This window comes from Chitinophaga polysaccharea (genome assembly GCF_007829335.1).
GTDB lineage: Bacteria > Bacteroidota > Bacteroidia > Chitinophagales > Chitinophagaceae > Chitinophaga > Chitinophaga polysaccharea_B.
The window spans coordinates 497512-515430 of the sequence record NZ_VIWO01000006.1 but is presented as its reverse complement, the minus strand read 5'-3'; the positions used below and the strand labels follow the sequence as shown (position 1 = coordinate 515430).

The following is a 17919-nucleotide window of genomic DNA, read 5'->3' as shown; positions in this document are numbered from 1 at the left end:
AATCAATATATTTCTCCACCTGAAACGTGGATAAACGCCCGATAAATACCAAAAATAAAAAAAGGGCTGTACCATTTATTTATGATACAGCCTCTACTCCTCATCATTATAAAAGGCGAAATACTATTCCGCTACAATGATCTTTCCACTCATGATCTGTTTGTGCGTACTCGTTTTATTACTGTAAATACTATAGATGTATATGCCTGCTGGCAGATCGCCGGTTTGAATAGTGCCGCTATTGTTAAACAATTCCCGCTTCAGCATTTTACCATTCACATCGTACAGTTGTATCATGATAGCGCCTGAGCTACTGTTCCGGATATTGACGGTTTCCCCTCTGTGTACTAAAGTAGGATATACTTTAATATTGCCGACAGACGAGGTACTTTGCTTACTCAGCATAGGACTCGTATCCGGACAACCGGTAAAGGAGAGCTCTCCTACTGAAGTCCAGGGATTACCATTTACTTCCGAAGTAGCAGTGAGCTTCACGTATTTCGCTTTTACCGTAGGGCTGAAAACCACATCCTGTGCCGCCGTGCTGTTCACAAAGTTGCCGGTGGCTACCTGTGTCCAGTTAATGCTATCTGCACTTACTTCCACCTTGTAGGCGTTAATACGGCCGTTTACCGCTGCCTGACGCGGTACGTAGGTAAGCTTGCCCAGGTTGTAGGAGCCGCCCAGGTAGATGGATATATAGTGCGGCATGGGCGCTGTACTGTTATACCATTGTGTATGCCAGAAGGTATTGATATCGCCGTCAATGGCATTGGTAGCAGGTGCATTTTCTCCAACGGTTTCCTGGCTGTCGAACGTCGATATTCTCAACTGTGTACGTGGTATCGGTGTATTACAGGCGGATGTTGCAGGAGGTGTACCCGGAATACCTACGCCAAAGCCACCGAGGCCGGTATTAAAGGTGGCGGAAACATAATAGATGGTAGCGCCTTTTTTACCGCTGGAATCACGGCTTATTTCGAAGGCGCCGGCGCCATCCGGGTAAGGATTGGCAGGCGTTACATTGCTGATGTTACTGGGCACTTTCACGATCTTTATGGTATCCCATGATTGTGCGGTAGCTGCTGCCCAGCCTTGTTTTTCTGTTTGGTTGTAATAAAGCGTTACGCTCACTCTGCCGGAGGCATTGTTGTTAGCGGGCGTTATTTTCACCGTTTTAGAAGCCAGGTAATGTGCGGCCGTGCTATCCCAGAAAGGAGCGGCGCTGCTGCCGGCCCTGTCTATCTTCACGGTGGTACATCCATAATCGAAGCTGCTCAGGTTCTGTATTTTGGCGATGATTGCTCCGCTGGTGTCTGAGAAGTACACGGTAGCATTAGGCCCGAGGTATTGGGTGGTGCTGCGGTTTAACACGCTGGCCACCGGCGTAACACTGGGTTTGGTATTAATGATCAGGTTGGGCCTGGTAGATCCGTAACCGGGTGCGTTAAAACTACAGCCGGCGCCACTGGTCTGACGTTGGAAGGCGGTAGGATTAGCCCCGCTAACAGATATGGAAGCTACGAGGTTATCGCCCTGGTCGTTGCCATCGGTATTATTGTAGCAGGATTGGATGAGCAGGTTCGAATAACCATCCCAATAGAATGGTTGTGAGAAAGGTACCTGCACCCAGCCGGTGTCTGATACGCTGATGGTGCCGGAGTACACACTGGTCAGCGGACTGCTGTCGAATACGGTATTGGTGAAAGATGTCTGTGGTGTGAGTCCCACCGCTACGTTGAAGTTCTGGAACGTGCTGGTAGTGGTGACGGTCCGGGAGCTGACATGATAGGAGATAGCATTGATATATCCTTTCTGTATGCCTGCTGCCCTTAGTTCACTGGCAGGATAAATGGTTTGTGCTTTCTTATCTGATTGAGTACCGTTGAACGGACTGGAAGCGCTTCCGCCGGTGGTACCGTTACCGTAGGTCAGATTTACGAGCGCCGTATCTCCCACCGGTGACGCATCCGGATAAGTGATATCCACACGGGCTGTTTGTGCAGATGGATTGGCCATCGCATTGGTGGTGCCATTAACGCTGAAGGTAAGCAGGGCATATTTACTGGAAGGATCTGTTTTACTGCCATACACCCTTATCGTCACCGTTCGCGGCGCTGTTTGCCCGGAAGCAAAAATTACGGTATCGCTGGGCGTGGTGAAGTTGCCGTTGGTGGTTATGTCAAAATCAATTCCCCTTTTGGCTGAGGAGGTGGAGCCTACTACCAGTTGTACGTTGGCATTGCCGGTGGGTGCGGGGCTGATGGTTAGGTTCACGGGGTAATCCGTATACGGTTTACACCCGGATATGCTGGTGCCGGCAGCAGTAGTACCAATGGATGTAGTAGCGAAGGAGATCAATGGTGTAATGGCATTATTTAGTTTGGTGCCAAAAACGCCCCTTCCATAAAAGCTCACCCTTAATTCGCTACTGTCGGCGTTACCGTTATTGTAAACGAAGAGGTCTGTAATATCTGCTATCGTGGGAAGCCCTATGGAATATAGTCCCCAGTCGCTCATGGTTTTATTGCGATAATACACGCCACGTGCAGTAGCCAGGTATACGGTTTCGTTGGTGGCATAGCGATCTTCCAGCAGGCGGATCACATTTACCGATGGGAGCGTGCCGCTGATATCCGTGTAAGTATTGCCTTTATCGCCGGAGCGGTATACACGGCTGCCACAGGCCAGATATACCACATTGGTATCGCTGGAAATGGTGGTGACGCTGGCGGATACGTTGGTGGCTGCCGGTGCGGCTACACTGGTAAAAGTAGGCATGGCGGCAGTAGCGTTGTGGGAGCTGTATACTTTCTGATTGGTAGTTACATAGAATACCACATTGGCATTGACATTACTGACCTGTAACGCATTAATTTTCTCTGTCGCATTGGCTATCTTTTTCCATGTTGGAGAGGGGGCAATGATATTGGAACTTCGCCATAAACCGGTATCTGCGGCAAAGGCGATGTTTACATTTTGCGGCGTAAATTCAAGTTGCATATTGTTGGTACCGGTAAAGGGCAGGTTGTAGGAGGCATCACTGCCGGTAACGGACCTTCTTTTGCCGTTGTAATAGTATACCTGGCTATTATTATTGTAGTCGAAGTTGGAACGTGCGCCCCAGTCGCCACCCCTGTTGGTAAACCAGGGATTGGTAGAATATTTATAATACAGCTCGCCATTGTCCTGGGTACCGATGCTGATCATATCTCTCCTGATAGGGCTATTGGAGGCATGATATACTTCCGTGGAGGAAAGCCCGTCGCTTTTAGGTGTCCAGGTGGTGCCGCCATCGGTGGAAAGCCATACGCCGCCATCGTTGTAGTTAAACAGGCGGGTATTATTATAGGGATCTACTTTTATGCCATGCATATCCGTATGGATCACATAAGCCCAACTAGACTCCATTTGTGTCCAGGTACTGCCGCCGTCAGTACTTTTCCATACAAGGTGCCCCACTACATATACGGTATTGGCATTGGTGGGATCGCCGCACATGGACCAGTTGTAGTTACCCTGACCGGTAGTGGTACTGGAGTAGCCATTGAGGTTGGGCGAAACGTCGCCTTTTACCTGTGTGAAGGAGGCGCCCCCGTTGGTAGATTGGTAGATAACGCCTCCTGCAGAGCCGTTATTGGAGCCTACCATGCCCACATATACGCGGTTGGAATCGGCACGGGTAACGCCCAGCCGGGTGCCCTTGGCGCCATTTGCCGGCAGCGTGAGGGTAGTGGCCGTCCAGGTATCTCCCATATTATTGGACGTATAAAAACTACCGTCCATGGTAACGGCAAACAGGGTGGTGGTATTAGTAACAGCTTTGAATACCATGTCGGTGAACTGGCCACCCACCAGTTGCTGCGTCCAGGAAATGCCGCCATCCGTGGTTTTCCAGATACCATCATTGGTAGCGGCCACCAGTACATTGTGGTCTGTGGGCGACATCAGCAGTTCCACAGCCATACGGGTACCAATGCTGCTGTTGGCCGGTAACCACGACTGCCCGCCATCTGTTGTTTTGTAAACGCCCAGGGAGGTGCCATAATAGTTGGGATCTCCGGTGCCCAGGTAAATGATCTGGTCGTTGGTATTGTCGATACACACGGACGCGCAGGAGGCTTTCGGCAGGTCATCGGTACCCTGTAGTTGCCAGGTATTGGCGGTGTCGGTACTTTTCCACAATCCCCATACGCTGGTGGCATAAAGCGTACCGGAAGTAGTGGGGTGAAACTTCATCTGTGTAACGCGGCCGATACCATTGATCTGACCGGAAGAGTTAATGGGAAAGAGCACCGGCCCTATATTCCGCCAGCTGCCATAATTTTGGGCAAATGCTGCCGATGATAACAGCAGGCAGGCGGATAAAAGTAGTAAGAGATATTTACGTATATACATTTTAGTTATTTCTGGTTGATGGGAAAATTATTTTTGTGCATTGGCTATGCTTAGTAGCGCTGCTGAGAATTGCCTGTATCTTTTTTCTCTTTTTCCATCTTGTCTTTGGCCTGCTTCGCATTAATGTTGCTCTTCAGGTCTTTTTGCTGCTGCCAAATACGTATCTGCTGGTCCTTGCTAAGAATAGTACCATCAGGTTGTACATAGGGAAGTACCTGCCTTCGCCACCACTGATATTTTTTATATTCAAATGCATATTGCTGTCCTTCTTTCCTTTCTTGAGATTCTTTTCGTTTAAATAAGCCAAGGAAGCCGCGCTTTCTTTCAGAGTTATTCTTTACATCCAGTATCTCATCTTCTTCCACTGGTAATTCTTTTCCTTTCCAGTAGTCATTAAAGGATTTTTCAATGACAAAAAAATTGACATTCGGATCATCCATCATCTTGATCCAGTCAGGAGCTTTGGTACTTTGGCGGGCATGTTGCTGCGCAGGTGATGCTATGCCGGAAAGCAAAAGCGCCACCAGTAAAACATAGCGCCACAGCGGCCTTTTTACGGATTTTGTTTTCATTTATATTGGTTGTTGTGGGTGGATAAATACAATTTTCAAAAGGCCAGGAAATACCGGTCGTCTTTTTCATAGATCACCGGCTCTAACTGGTAAACATTTCGTATGTTTCCAGGTGTAAGTACTTCTTCCCGGGGGCCCTGCGCTATTAATTTCCCCTGGTGCAACAGCAGCAGGTTGTCGGCAAACCGGGCAGCGATATTTAAGTCATGTACCACGCCAACGATCAGCAGGTGGGGTTGTTGCAATAACCGCTTCAGCAGTTCCATTAGCTGAAACTGGTAATGTACATCCAGGAAAGTGAGTGGTTCGTCGAGGAACAGGTAGCGGCAGGTATCGGGAATGGGCTCCCATATCTGCGAGAGGATACGGGCAAAGTGTACCCGTTGTTTTTCTCCCCCGGAAAGGCTCATATAATCCCGGTTGGCCAATGCTTCCAGGTCGAAGAGCTGCATGGCTTCCCGGCAGTACTGCATATCCTTGTGACCTGGATTTTCCCGTACATGGGGATATCTTCCCATGATCACTACTTCCCATACCTTTAATGGAAACGACAATTCCTGGTGCTGAGAAAGTGATGCGCGTATACGGGCCAGCTCCTTACATCCAAATGTGGAAATGTTTTTATCAGCATATAGAATGGTACCTGAAGAAGGCTGGATTTGTCCGCCTATCGCTTTTAATAGCGTGGATTTTCCCGCGCCATTGGGACCTATTACCAGGTGCAATTTGCCGGCATCCAGTTGCATATTTACAGATTGCAACAAGGGGCGCTTGCCTGCCAGATAGCTCAGATCAGATACTACCAACATCAGTAATAATATTTTTTTCTCCTTAAGAGATAGATGAAAACAGGTACACCGGTAACAGAAGTAACAATACCAATAGGCAGTTCGGCCGGCCGTAACAATACTCTCGCAGCAATATCGGCCAGGCTCAACAGGATGGCGCCAGCCAATGCGCTACCAATAAACAGGTAGCGATTGTCGGCCCCTTTCCAGATCCGCATCAAGTGAGGAACTACCAATCCTACAAAGCTGATCACGCCGGAGAAGGAAGTGACCACGGCCACCATGATAACGTTGATGACCAGTATCTCTCTTTTGAGCCGTTGAACAGCCACACCTGCCAGCATAGCTTCATCTTCACCGAGTATCAGCAGGTTCAATTGTTTGGCATAGGAAAGTGAGCGCCAAAAGCAGATCGCCAGTACTATAGCAGTAATGGTTACTGCATGCCAGTTGGCGCCGGAGAGCGTGCCCAGGTTCCAGAAAGTAATGGAGCGGGCTTGTGGATCGCGGGCCAAATATGAAAGAAAACCAGTGCCGCTGAGGAATAGTGCATTCACCGCAATTCCCATCAGCAACAGGGTTCCAATGGCTGCTTTCCCGGTCTGTTTTTTTTCTGATAAACCCAGTACCAGGAAAGTGGCTACCATAGCGCCAACCGCTGCCGCAATAGGCAGGGTCCATTCTCCGGCATTAAAATGCAGCGATGCTCCCAATACGAAATAGAGCGCTGCCCCAAAAGCAGCGCCACTGGAAGTGCCTATCAGCCCCGGTTCCACAATGGGATTTCTGAAAAGCGCCTGTAGCAATACCCCGCCTACAGACAACGCCGATCCGGCCAACAAACAGAAAAGCACCCTCGGTAAACGTATCTCCATAAAAATGCGTTCATGTAAGGAGAGATCGCCGTGCCTGGAGATGGTTTTACTGATAGCATCCACTATTTCACCAGTACTGATATTAACGGCGCCATAACAGGCAGATAACAATACTGTTATTATCAATAATGCTATCAGGATCGGGTACACGCCGTGATATTGTTTATTTACCTGCATGTATTAGTTTTTGAAACCCCAACACATTGGCGCCTGTACGTGGCCCGAGGTATACCATGTCGTGTTCTTCTATCCTGTAGATGCGATGATGCAACGCTGCTTTGGTGCCCGAAACACCGGGCAGCTCTTTTATTTTTTCAAAAGTACCCAGCCGGTCATAACCGAAGTCGGTGAGCAGGATTACATCAGGATCTGCCTGCGCAATGAGCTCTGCTGATACCTGCTGCATGCCCTTGTCGCCCTGGATAGGAATACGCCCACCAGCCCATCCTATCAGCTTAGCGGCTGTACTTTTTTGGGTAAGTGCCAGGTAGATATTCATGGCACGTCCGAAGTGAATGATGACTACTTTAGGAGTATCGGTATATTGGTGTGCGTTTGTTAATGCCTGATTCATTTCTGCATCCAGTTTTTTACAGAGGCTATCGGCCTGTGTTTCTTTGTGGAAATAAGCGCCCAGCTGCTGTATCATGGCTTTGGTTTGCGCGATGGTGAATACGCTGTCCATAAAAGTTTTCATAGGGACTTTCATTTGTTCCAGTTGGCGCATCACATTTTCCGGCCCTATATTATTGTCGTGTATCACCAGCGTTGGATTTTGTGCCAGTAGTCCTTCTGCACTTAAGGCGCGGTGATAACCTACGGTAGGTAATGCTTTGATAGCCGGAGGATAGGTGCTGGAGAGATCTACTGCTACCAGGTTCTTTTCTGCTCCCAGGGCATAAATCACTTCGTTGTATTGTTTTGATAAACAAACAATACGGGTACTGTCTTTATGCTGTTGGGTCTGATGACCAAATCTTCCGCAGGAAGTGAGCAGTATCATCACCCATGGAAGAAGTATCGTTTTTTTCATGACTAGAATTTATAGTTGAGATTAAAACCGCCATACCAGTTGGCTTTATATGGACCGGGTAAATAAATATTGGGCGCCGTGCCGCTGAAGTTGGCATTCAAAAATACCATGGTGTAATACCGGCTGCCTGTGAGGTTATTCCCACCAGCAAATACATCCAGCTGAAAATGCTGACCGATAGCATGACGGTAACCCAGTTTGGCCTGCAATAACGTATAGGCGTCTGCATAATGCTGGTTGTCGTAAGTAATCGGCATCTTGTCTACAAACTGCCAGGTAGTGTTCAGGTAAACGCCTGATTTGGAGATGAAGTCTACCCCTGCATTCAGAAGGTGAGGAGGTACACCGGAGGCCTTGTTGCCACTGTAATCAATGGTTTTGGTGTTGTTGTTATTATCGCTCCGGAACTGTTTATAGGTGAAGCTGGAATAGGTATAACTTACAAATGGCCGTATGAGAGAGAATACCTTCTGCTGTAGGGGCTGTATCGTGTAGGCTGCTTCCGCCTCTATACCACGGTTTTGCTGCCCGCCGGCATTGGTGGTCATGGTATACAGAACGGTACCGCTATTGTCTGTTACTGCCTGTGAGGTCAGCTTATCTGTTATCTCCATATCAAATACTGCTACCTGGAGCGATAGCTTTTTTTGCAACAGGGTGCCTTTGGCGCCGGCTTCATATTGTATGGATTTTTCGGGCCGCAGGCCTGTATTTACCTGGCTGATTTGCGGAATAACTACCTGTCCGGATGTAGGCGGTGAGTAGCCTTTGCTGATGCCGGCATATACCGACACCTTTTCATTCAGCGATTTCAGTACACTGAACTGCGGCGTAAGCACCGGGGTAAATGTTTTATGGCCCGACTGGTCCTTATGTGTTGGATTGGCGCTGTTGGTGAGGCGGTCGGTGATGCCGTATTCAATGTAGTTATTGCTTATGCCGGCGGTGACCATAAATCCCTGCGGCAGTTTTAATTCCCATTGTGTGAAAACGTTGTATTGCATGGCCGACAATTCGATGTCCCCAGTGAGTGCGCCGGTGATATTATTAGACAGCCCGTAGCTTTTTTTGAAGGAGCTTGTTTTCTGAAGTTCAGCGCCTATGGTGCCACTCAGGGTAATAGTTTTGCCGGTGAAATTGAGCCCGAAAGCAGTGCGGGCGCCTATATTCTGGGCCAGGTTACTGGACAGTCCTACAGCGAAGGCCTGCGATTGTTTATATCCCGTAAACCAGGCGCTGGTCAGGTTGTTTACCTGTGTGGAAAACTGGTAGTGATGAGAGAGCCCGGCGCGATAAGATTCGAAGGCTACATAGCCTTTATTTTTCAGGTAAGGTACCTCCCCGGTATCTTTTCGCTGTGCAAACTGTATGCTGTCCAGTTGCCCGGCCAGCTGGTCGTTGGAATTGTTATAGGCCGCATACACAGAGAATGTTTGTTTATCATTACTGTGAAAATCGCCGATAAAGGAAACAAAATCTTTTTTGGAGCCGCTTTGAATGCGGTAGCTGTCGTAGTTCTGATGGCCATAGTTGAGCATAACGGACGATTTTTCGTCGGCATATTCTACCCGGGTGTTGGTTCTGAAGAGGCCATAGCTCCCGGTCAGCGCTTCCTGCGAGATACGGGTGCCGTAGGTAGCTGGTTTCAGGGTATACATTTTTAATACGCCACCGATACCGCTGCCATACAGGCTGGAAGCGGGTCCTTTAATGACTTCCGCTTTCCCCAGTATGGAGAAATCAATATCATCGAGGATGGTGGTACCTTCTGCATCGGTAACTGGGATGCCGTTCAGGTAAGCCTTATAGCCGGTGCCATTAAAATTGGTGCCGTTACCATATCCACGGATAGTAATGCGCTGTCCACCGGACATGGTTCTTTTTTCCATGTGTACACCAGGTACCAGGTTCAACGAATTTTCAAGAAAGAGGCCGTCGTTGCGGTGCAGGTCCTGACGGGTGAGTATGGCTACCGATTTAGGCTGTTGCAGGTTATTGTCCGACTTGCCGGCATAAACCTTTACTTCATTCAGGTTGTAGGATGCGGCGGTAAGCCCGATCATCAGTTGTGTACTGCTGTTTTTAACGGCAATTGTTTGGGATTCATATCCCATGGCAGTTATTGTTACTGTGCAGTTGGAACAGTCTACGGTGAAACGGCCACTTATGTCTGTGGAAGACAATAGTTTGCCATTAGAATACAGGCTGGCGCCTTTAATCGGCGTTTGGGTGTACAGATCATATACGCTACCGTGTGTTGGCTGTTGGGCATAGCTATGGAGTGACCATACTGTTGCCAGTAAGGAATAGACCAGGATTTTCATCAGGGTGTTAATTTGGGTTTTGAAAGAAATGTAACGTGTGTACAATGCCGTTAGGCATAGTCACGTTATAGCCGGGGAGTAAATTTTTTCATTGTTTATATGTGATTTGGTTTAATTACATGGATAACAAAATTAAAAGTTGATAAAGGCAACTTGTATCAGTTCACTTGTTCACAGTAAAGTCAGGTTCACGGAGTCTTTTGGTTTACAGAAATATCTTTTGTGCGCTGGCACGTTACCATTACATTAGTGCTCAAGTTTCTCTTCTCGTTGTGCTGATGTATCTTGCCTGTTATAGGGTTACTTTTCCCGTGGTACTCAGGTATTTTAAACAGGATTTTTACGTTGATTATTTAAACTCGCTTCAGAAATTGGTCGTTCGTATTTCGTATCTAGATAAAGTTAATAAAAAAAGTTATCTGAATATCCTCTTTTTTCCTTTGTTTATTTTTTATGACAATAATGCGCGGTTTCGAAAAGCGATTATCATATAAATGTAATCGACTGTTGGGGTAGGTATTCTCATTGTTATCACTTAAGAGGAAGTTTCACATAAAACGTTGCTCCTTCACCGGGAGTGCTTTCAAACCAGATAGCACCGCCATGGGCTTCGGCGATTTGTTTTGAGATGGCCAGTCCCATTCCGAACGGCCGCTCCCCGCCGGTGCCGGTTCTTTTGGCTTCTGTAAACAGATCAAAGATCTTGTTGCCTATAGTGGCTGGTATGCCAATACCCTGATCCTGTACAGATACCGTAACATGATCCGGTTCGATTTTGGTGTCGATGCCAATGTTGCTATTGTGCGGACTGAATTTGATAGCATTCGACAGCAGGTTGCTGAATACCCGCCATATTTTTTCCCGGTTGATATTGAGTGTCAGCCGTGTGGTTTGCAGGTCAATACGTTGTTGTTTTTCCATGGCTTTGAGCCGCACCATATCAACGGCATAGCGCAACAGTTCACCGAGTTCTACGGGCTCTTTTTGTAACTCATATTGCATGCTGTAATATAGCAGATCATTGATGAGGGTCAGGGAGCTGTGTCCGGATGACTCAATCATTTTCAGCATGTTCCGGTCTTTTTCCTGATGATGTTTATCAGCCAGCATAATGGCACAAAGGCCGGTGATAGCGCCTATGGGGTTTCTGAGGTCATGGGCCACTACTTTCATGATCCGGGTATTTTCTTCATAACTCTTTTCCAGGGCTTTGAGTGTTTCCACGGTCTGATGGTTTTTTTCTTCTACCTGTTGGTTGAGGGTAATCAGTTCTGCTACATTCCTGCGGGAGCGTTGGAGATTTTTCCAGAGTAAGAAGAGGATTAGGATTGTTAGTATAGAGAATATAACGGCTGCTAAAAGATATGCGGTTTTGAGCTGATTGTTTTTATGGAGGAGGGCTATCTGGTATTGTTGTCCTGCATCCCTGATACCGGTTTCCAGGTCGGCTTCTTTTAACCCGGCCTTTACATTATTCAGCGAGTCCCGGAGCTGGTAATAGCGTTGACTATAGTGATAGGCGCCGGCCAGGTCCCCGATGGCGTCGTTGTATCGCCATTTCAGTTCACGCCATCTCAATCTCACATTATCGTTTGAAACGCTTTTCCCTCGTTGAAGACGGAGATCTTGTTCTACCTGGTCGAGCAGTGCCGATGCTGCGGGCAGGCGGCGGTTGTCGAGGTAGAGCCGGATCAATTTGATTTTAGCCGTTTGGGCATCTTCCATAGCGGCACCGGCACGGTCATTGAGCCGGATACTTTCTTTAAGGTATTGTTCGGCCATCTCGAAATTTCCCGTCTTGGCATATGTACCTCCCAGGTTGCCGTATACCACTCCCAGTGCGGTTTCCGCAAATAACTTTTTATCGGGGAATTGAATAAGCGCTTCCTGGATAAATTGTTCCGCTTTTGTGTAATAGAAAATGGCGCTATCTGGCATGTTGGCTCTTTCAAAACAGAGGGCAATGGAGTTCAGGGCTGACTGGGGATGGAGAAAGCGATTGTCGAAATCACGTGGTGCGCCGGATTTACAGTGCTGGAACTCCGAAAAGGCTTGCTTGAAATGAACAATGGCCTCCTGGTACTTTTCCTGGAAATATTCTGCGAACCCTAGTTTGTTGCTGAACCGGCCGTAGTTGCAGGTATCCAGGTATTTTTGTACAAACTGCCTGCCACTGAAATAGCTCTTATATGCTTGCGCATATTGTTTGGCCGCCATACTCAGGTCTCCCTCTGAGTATAAGGTGCTGGCATATTCCATGGAATACATCTTTTCCTTGCCTCTCAGTACAAAAAACATGCTGTCCAGGTTTGCCTTTGCCAGGGGAATATTTTTGGTATAAAAGATATACAGGTCGGCCAGGTGGTTGTATTTTATCCAGAGGTCATAAGGACCAGGATTCTTAAGCTTTGCATATGCAGAGTCCAGGAAATGAGGAACGTCGTCCATTTGCCCGGCGACGAGCATACTATCTACAATCCCTGAAATGGGATTAACAATCCCGGGATGGTCGGAATTAGTCTTTTGTTGTTTACAGGCAACCATCAAAAGAAAAAAAATCACGGCCAGGCATACAAACTGGTATCTGGTAGGTTTGGCGGATATGGTGCTCATGCCTGGTACGAACATTTGGAGTAAAATAAGTATCAAAATTGGGTTGATATATAAATATAACAAATGTTAGCGTTCCTAAGTTCATAATTTATACGGAAACTTTGCGGAGGTTGGGGAGCCTTGAGGATACATTTTTCAATGCCTGGAAATTCCCCGCAGGTATAGTTTTCGAAATATTCTCGTTTATCTTTGCTGCGTGAAAAATATTATTATCGGCTTATTATTCGCGATGCTATGGGCATCAGCGTCTGTAGCAACAAAAATAGGAATCCACTCGGCTCCTCCGTTGGTGCTTGGCAATGTCCGTTTTTTTATTGCAGGCTTTGTCTTACTGGGTTTCTGTTACCTGGTAAGCAGGGATAAACGGTATCGTATGCCTAATGGCACCGAATGGCGGCAGCTGGCTATTTTCGGGTTTTTAAATACTACGGTTTACCTGGGGCTATATGTTTATGCGATGAAATACATTGCTGCGGGCATTGGAAGCCTTGCCACTTCGACTAATCCGCTCTTGATTGTATTGCTTTCCTCTTGGCTGATGGGTCGCAGGCCTGCAAAAGGGGAAATATGGAGTATTGTAATCGGGATGGCAGGTATCGGGCTGGCCACCTATCCTTTGCTCAACGGCGGTGGTACCAGTTTACCCGGGGTGGCAGTATTGATGACCAGTATGGTGGCAGTTTCCTTTGCCAGTGTGTACTACGCCAGGGTACAATGGACGTTGCCTAATCTTTTGATCAATGGCTGGCAAGTAACCTTGGGCGGTCTTTTCCTGCTGCCATTTACCCTGCTGTTCAGCGATTTTTCATCCGTACATGTGGATGCCCGGTTTATTTATTCGGTGCTATGGTTAAGCCTGGCGGTATCTGTCACCGGTTTGATCTGCTGGTTTTATTTATTGAAGATAGATACCGTAAAAGCGTCTCTATGGCTTTTTCTTTGCCCGCTTTTTGGTTTCTTTTATGCCTGGTGGTTGCTGGAGGAACCTATTACCTTATATACCATAGCCGGTACCCTGATGGTGATTGCCGGGTTGTATATCGGGCAGCGTAAAAAAATAATTCGGAGCTAATTACCCTGTCGGGCAGGTAATCTCCGCATACATGACAGTACAGGATAGTTGTAAAATCATTTCTTTCTAACTTAGGGTAGCACACAGATAAGGCTATTAGAAGACCTCAGATTTTTCTCATTGTTATCAATATACTGATATAATATTCCGGCGATCAATATTTCACGTTATTAAATTCCGTCTTATGAAACTTTATGCAGTTCTTTTTATGGCCGCTGCCGTTGCATTTTTCGGGTGTGGGAAAACGACTTTGCAAAAGATAGCAGTCGCAAAAGTAATGGCAACACAGCAAGCCGTTGTATTTCAAAGTACAGATATTCCTGTAACGAGTGTGGCGGCATCATCTGCTCTATGGCCGGCAGCTGCGCTGAAAGACAGTAATGATGCAACTATATGGAGTTCCAATACCCACACCAGTGCAAGTGTAACTGAATGGGCAGCTTATTGGTTTAGCGGCTTTGATAGTGTCAACTATATAAAGGTCCTTCCCCGCTACAGTGGTGCCGGTGCTCTAGGGTTTCCTGTAAATTTCAACATCTATACGTCTAACGGAAGTAGCTGGGTGCTTGCAGCTACCGATACCGCTTTTCCTGCGCCCCGGCAGGGATGGGTAATATTACCCCTGCCGTTCACCGTTTATACCAATGGTATTCAGATCGTTGCCACAACGCTGGGGAAAGACGATGTAAACAATTACGTATTCCAGCTGGCGGAGGTTAGCGCCGGATTCGATACAAAGTTCGATCATTTTAAGTTCATGGGTAATAATAATGTCTATCAGCAAAATGAGATCAGGAATGTTGGCTCAGGTGCTTTTAATCCCAATAAAATGACCAACTGGAATTATGATGAAAGGAGTCCCCTCATAGCAGCGCAACCCGGCGGTAACAGCAATATATACGCCCCCAGCATCCAGGCTAATGGCGGCGCATGGAATGTTTATTTTGGCGGCTGGGATGGCACTACGGATTATCACGACCGGATATCCGTTACGGTTACCAATGACAACTTTCTTACGTTTAACCCGCATACATTGGTGATCGATAAGGGGGTAATGATACATATGAATAATGAAACGGTGATCAAAACATCAGATGGTATCTGGCGGATGTTTTATACTACTTATGGTGGCTCCCCGGCCATTAATAAGCCTGGTTATGCTACTTCCACCAATGGCGTAAACTGGACGCCCTCTTCAGGAAATGCCGCTTACCTGCTTAATATGAGTGGATATGCCAACTGGAATAATGCGGATGTAAACGGCTCCAATGTGATGTACAATGAAAGCGGGACCTACCATCTTTACTTTAACGACTTTAATTATGCCAGTACCGGGCATGCTTTTGCCGTTCATCATGCTACCAGTACGGATATGGTGAATTTCTCCTATACCGGGGATGTGTTGAGTGAGGCTTTGATAGCCCAGGATGTTAAGAAATTTACCTACAACAGCAACAGTTATTACCTGATGGCGATGCATATTAACAGCAACCAGCTAAGATACAGTATTGGTACAAGTCCTGTGAATTTTGCCGCTAGCCAGCAACTCACTACGAACCTTGGTTCGGCAGACCAATACATCACTGCTGCAGGGTTTGTAATGAAAGACAACCGGCTGTATGGTGTATTGTATGGCGCAGGGCCGGTATCTACACTTGATCATAACGCTATCCACGCAAAATGGCTACAGAAGAAAGTGCTTTTTATCAGTGACGGCACCGGGGCGCAATGGGGAGATATAGAAAGAGCCTATGGCCCAGACAGGATTAGGTTATATATGAATACTAATATCGAAACAGGGCATTTTTATGTATACGATACAGATGGATCTACCCTGTTATATACCAGTCCACAAGTAACCATGCGTTCGGGAGATATATGGGAATATCGCCCATAGTGTACGGACTGAGGTTCATCTTAGCGAAAAAATACAATCTTCTTCTGGTGGTTATCATAGCCAATAGGGTAGTTCTTCCAGAGCTGCCCTATTGGCTATGCCTTTTTTGATGGCAGCTGAACCGCCTGATGGCATCAGGACAGTGCAGGTTGCCATAATGAAAGGAACGCTATATTTTATTAAACCAATTTCTTCGTACTATGAACAGTAAAACCATCTTCCCGAATATTTTTATCGGTTCTTTTTTAATCTTTACAATGAGCGCCGCAAGGATAAATACGGATTATGCCGCGCACAGGGAAGGCGCACTACTGGCCTTACCGGATACCACTGGCGGTGAACACTATTACCGTGACCTTTATACCGATACCTGGGTAGCTTCCGACGCACTGGGACGAACAATGCCTGGCATTCAGGAAGCAGGGCCTGTAAAAAAAGGGCAGCAACGTGTAGTGGGGATATTTTATATCACCTGGCATAGTGATGGTAACGCCAATGTAAAAAGTCCCTATACTGCAGATGTTACCAAAGTACTCACACAAGCCCCCGCTGCCCGTACAAACGCGCAACATCCACTTTGGACGTATGGGTCTTATCACTGGGGAGAGCCGGAGATGGGTTATTTCCTCAGTAAAGATGAATACGTCATCTGGAAAGATATGTCGATGCTGGCAGATGCAGGTGTGGATGTACTGGTAATGGATGTAACCAATGCCGTGAGATATTGGGAGGAGTGGGAGGTACTTTTTAATACAATGCAGAAAATGAAAGCAGCAGGGAATAAAGTACCAAAGTTTTGCTTTTGGGCATTTAACGGCGATGTGATCACAGTGGTACAGGATCTTTACGACAGGATATATAAAAACAACCGCTTTAATGACCTATGGTTTTACTGGGATGGTAAACCTTTATTATTAAACAATGGCAACCCGGAATATGATGCCAACGGGCGGGGCGCCAAACAGCCTAATCCTCATTATGATTCTACTGCTAAAACAAATGTAAACCATCCACATTATGGCGATCCTGACTATACGGAACCTATTTATAAAGATTATACCAGGGAAGTGAAGAATTTCTTCACACTGCGCAGCATGTGGTGGGGATATTATGAGTGGGCGGGCAAACGTTTTATAGGTACAGAAGATAACTGGAGTTTTGGCTATGACCTTGGTAATGAAAAGGTAAAGGCCATGGGTACAGACAGCCTCGTGTCCAGGCATAAAGGGAAAAAAGAGGAAGCTGCCGTTACGCCAGCCCAGCACCCCGCCAGCCTGATAGGCAAGTCCTGGTCAAGAGCCAAAGGCGAACCACCCCTGAATCAATATGATCTTCCCGAATCCACCTATGTTCCCTGGTTAAAAAAGACAGTGACTAATCCCGAAGGCTATGGTATTTATTTTCAGGAAAGATGGGATGAAGCCCTCAAAACAGATCCCCCATTCCTCTATATTAACGACTGGAATGAATGGACTGCCGGGAAATACCAGCCGGAAGGCGGTAAAACAACGGCTTTTATGCGCCGGAATAACCCATACTTTTTTGTAGATCAGTATAATGCTGAATTTAATCGTTCTATTCAGCCCATGAAGGATGGTTATACTGATAACTATTATATGCAGATGGTACAGAATATCCGTCGCTACAAAGGCGTACGGCCCATACCTGAATTGAAAGGATTATCCACGGTGAAAATTGATGGAGACTTTAAGGAATGGAAAAATATAAAGGTAGAATACCGGGATGCAAAAGGGGATGTTGTTCACCGGGATAACAACGGATATGGAGGCACCCATTACAAAAACGAATCAGGACGCAATGACATCGTCACCAGTAAGGTAATGGTAGATCATGGAACTATTGCCTTCTATGCAGAAACCGCGGGCAAGCTATCTTCCCATACAGATAATAACTGGATGTTGTTGTTGATAGACGCTGATAACAACCCTGAAACCGGTTGGCATGGCTACGATTATCTTATCAATAAACAGGTAAAGAATGAAAATACCACCACATTGATGCATTACGATAAAAACCATCAGTGGGTGGAGGTATCCGGTTTGCCTTACCGCTATGCAGGGAATAAACTGGAGTTGGCCGTTCCACGGAAACTGCTTGGCCTTACCGGGGACAAGTTTACATTTGATTTCAAATGGAGCGATAATGCAGTAGACCTGAAGGACCCGATATCACTATGTACCGATGGCGATACTGCTCCTAACAGAAGGTTTAATTACCGTTGTATATGGAACAGATAGCAACGCTTGTATATAACGGAAAAAAGCCCGGCAATAATAATATCGCCGGGCATTTCATTTGGCCGTTTCTCTTGTTCGTACGGTCTTTT

General features: G+C 46.7%; 10 protein-coding genes. 3 read left to right on the top strand and 7 right to left on the bottom strand.

From position 1 onward, the window contains the following. Positions 1–123: 123 nt before the first annotated feature. The 7 genes from FHW36_RS21485 to FHW36_RS21455 all read right to left on the bottom strand — a co-directional run bounded on the left by FHW36_RS21485 (position 124) and on the right by FHW36_RS21455 (position 12603). Positions 124–4398, bottom strand: a complete 4275-nt coding sequence (locus tag FHW36_RS21485; RefSeq protein WP_145671700.1) for a discoidin domain-containing protein — start codon at positions 4396–4398, stop codon at positions 124–126. A gap of 50 nt (positions 4399–4448) precedes the next feature. Beyond that, entirely contained in the window at positions 4449–4970 is a 522-nt protein-coding gene (locus tag FHW36_RS21480; RefSeq protein ID WP_145671698.1) for a hypothetical protein, read from the bottom strand. 35 nt (positions 4971–5005) lie between these two features. Continuing rightward, on the bottom strand, positions 5006–5779 hold the full coding sequence (locus tag FHW36_RS21475) for a heme ABC transporter ATP-binding protein (protein ID WP_145671696.1): 774 nt from the start codon (positions 5777–5779) through the stop codon (positions 5006–5008). Further along, complete coding sequence (locus tag FHW36_RS21470) at positions 5779–6810, bottom strand: FecCD family ABC transporter permease (protein WP_145671694.1); 1032 nt, start codon at positions 6808–6810, stop codon at positions 5779–5781. Before FHW36_RS21470 ends, FHW36_RS21475 begins: the two co-directional genes overlap by 1 nt. Next, positions 6797–7666: a heme/hemin ABC transporter substrate-binding protein gene (locus tag FHW36_RS21465; protein ID WP_145671692.1), complete on the bottom strand. Its 870-nt coding sequence runs from the start codon at positions 7664–7666 to the stop codon at positions 6797–6799. The genes FHW36_RS21470 and FHW36_RS21465 overlap by 14 nt, the downstream gene beginning before the upstream one ends. A gap of 2 nt (positions 7667–7668) precedes the next feature. Further along, the gene (locus FHW36_RS21460; RefSeq protein ID WP_145671691.1) at positions 7669–9990 is read right to left on the bottom strand and encodes a TonB-dependent receptor; all 2322 of its coding nucleotides are present in this window, start codon (positions 9988–9990) and stop codon (positions 7669–7671) included. Between the two features lie 531 nt (positions 9991–10521). Beyond that, positions 10522–12603 carry a tetratricopeptide repeat-containing sensor histidine kinase gene (locus tag FHW36_RS21455; protein WP_186452556.1) on the bottom strand — a complete coding sequence of 694 codons (2082 nt, stop codon included), beginning with the start codon at positions 12601–12603 and terminating at the stop codon, positions 10522–10524. Positions 12604–12799: 196 nt separating this feature from the next. On the opposite strand from FHW36_RS21455, the gene FHW36_RS21450 reads away from it, so the two are divergent. From FHW36_RS21450 to FHW36_RS21440, 3 genes are all read left to right on the top strand, one after another. Further along, positions 12800–13675 carry a DMT family transporter gene (locus FHW36_RS21450; protein WP_145671687.1) on the top strand — a complete coding sequence of 292 codons (876 nt, stop codon included), beginning with the start codon at positions 12800–12802 and terminating at the stop codon, positions 13673–13675. A 184-nt stretch (positions 13676–13859) separates the two neighbouring features. After that, positions 13860–15572 carry a glycoside hydrolase family protein gene (locus tag FHW36_RS21445; RefSeq protein ID WP_145671686.1) on the top strand — a complete coding sequence of 571 codons (1713 nt, stop codon included), beginning with the start codon at positions 13860–13862 and terminating at the stop codon, positions 15570–15572. Between the two features lie 200 nt (positions 15573–15772). Beyond that, positions 15773–17830, top strand: coding sequence for a hypothetical protein (locus FHW36_RS21440; RefSeq protein WP_186452555.1), 2058 nt, complete (start codon positions 15773–15775; stop codon positions 17828–17830). The last annotated feature ends 89 nt before the right edge of the window (positions 17831–17919 follow it).

Excerpts from the sequence above, each read along its gene's own strand:
- FHW36_RS21445 (WP_145671686.1), top strand. The coding sequence starts at position 13,860 with ATGAAACTTTATGCAGTTCTTTTTATGGCCGCTGCCGTTGCATTTTTC.
- FHW36_RS21460 (WP_145671691.1), bottom strand. The coding sequence starts at position 9,990 with ATGAAAATCCTGGTCTATTCCTTACTGGCAACAGTATGGTCACTCCAT.
- FHW36_RS21485 (WP_145671700.1), bottom strand. The coding sequence starts at position 4,398 with ATGTATATACGTAAATATCTCTTACTACTTTTATCCGCCTGCCTGCTG.
- FHW36_RS21440 (WP_186452555.1), top strand. The coding sequence starts at position 15,773 with ATGAACAGTAAAACCATCTTCCCGAATATTTTTATCGGTTCTTTTTTA.
- FHW36_RS21475 (WP_145671696.1), bottom strand. The coding sequence starts at position 5,779 with ATGTTGGTAGTATCTGATCTGAGCTATCTGGCAGGCAAGCGCCCCTTG.
- FHW36_RS21480 (WP_145671698.1), bottom strand. The coding sequence starts at position 4,970 with ATGAAAACAAAATCCGTAAAAAGGCCGCTGTGGCGCTATGTTTTACTG.
- FHW36_RS21455 (WP_186452556.1), bottom strand. The coding sequence starts at position 12,603 with ATGAGCACCATATCCGCCAAACCTACCAGATACCAGTTTGTATGCCTG.
- FHW36_RS21470 (WP_145671694.1), bottom strand. The coding sequence starts at position 6,810 with ATGCAGGTAAATAAACAATATCACGGCGTGTACCCGATCCTGATAGCA.
- FHW36_RS21465 (WP_145671692.1), bottom strand. The coding sequence starts at position 7,666 with ATGAAAAAAACGATACTTCTTCCATGGGTGATGATACTGCTCACTTCC.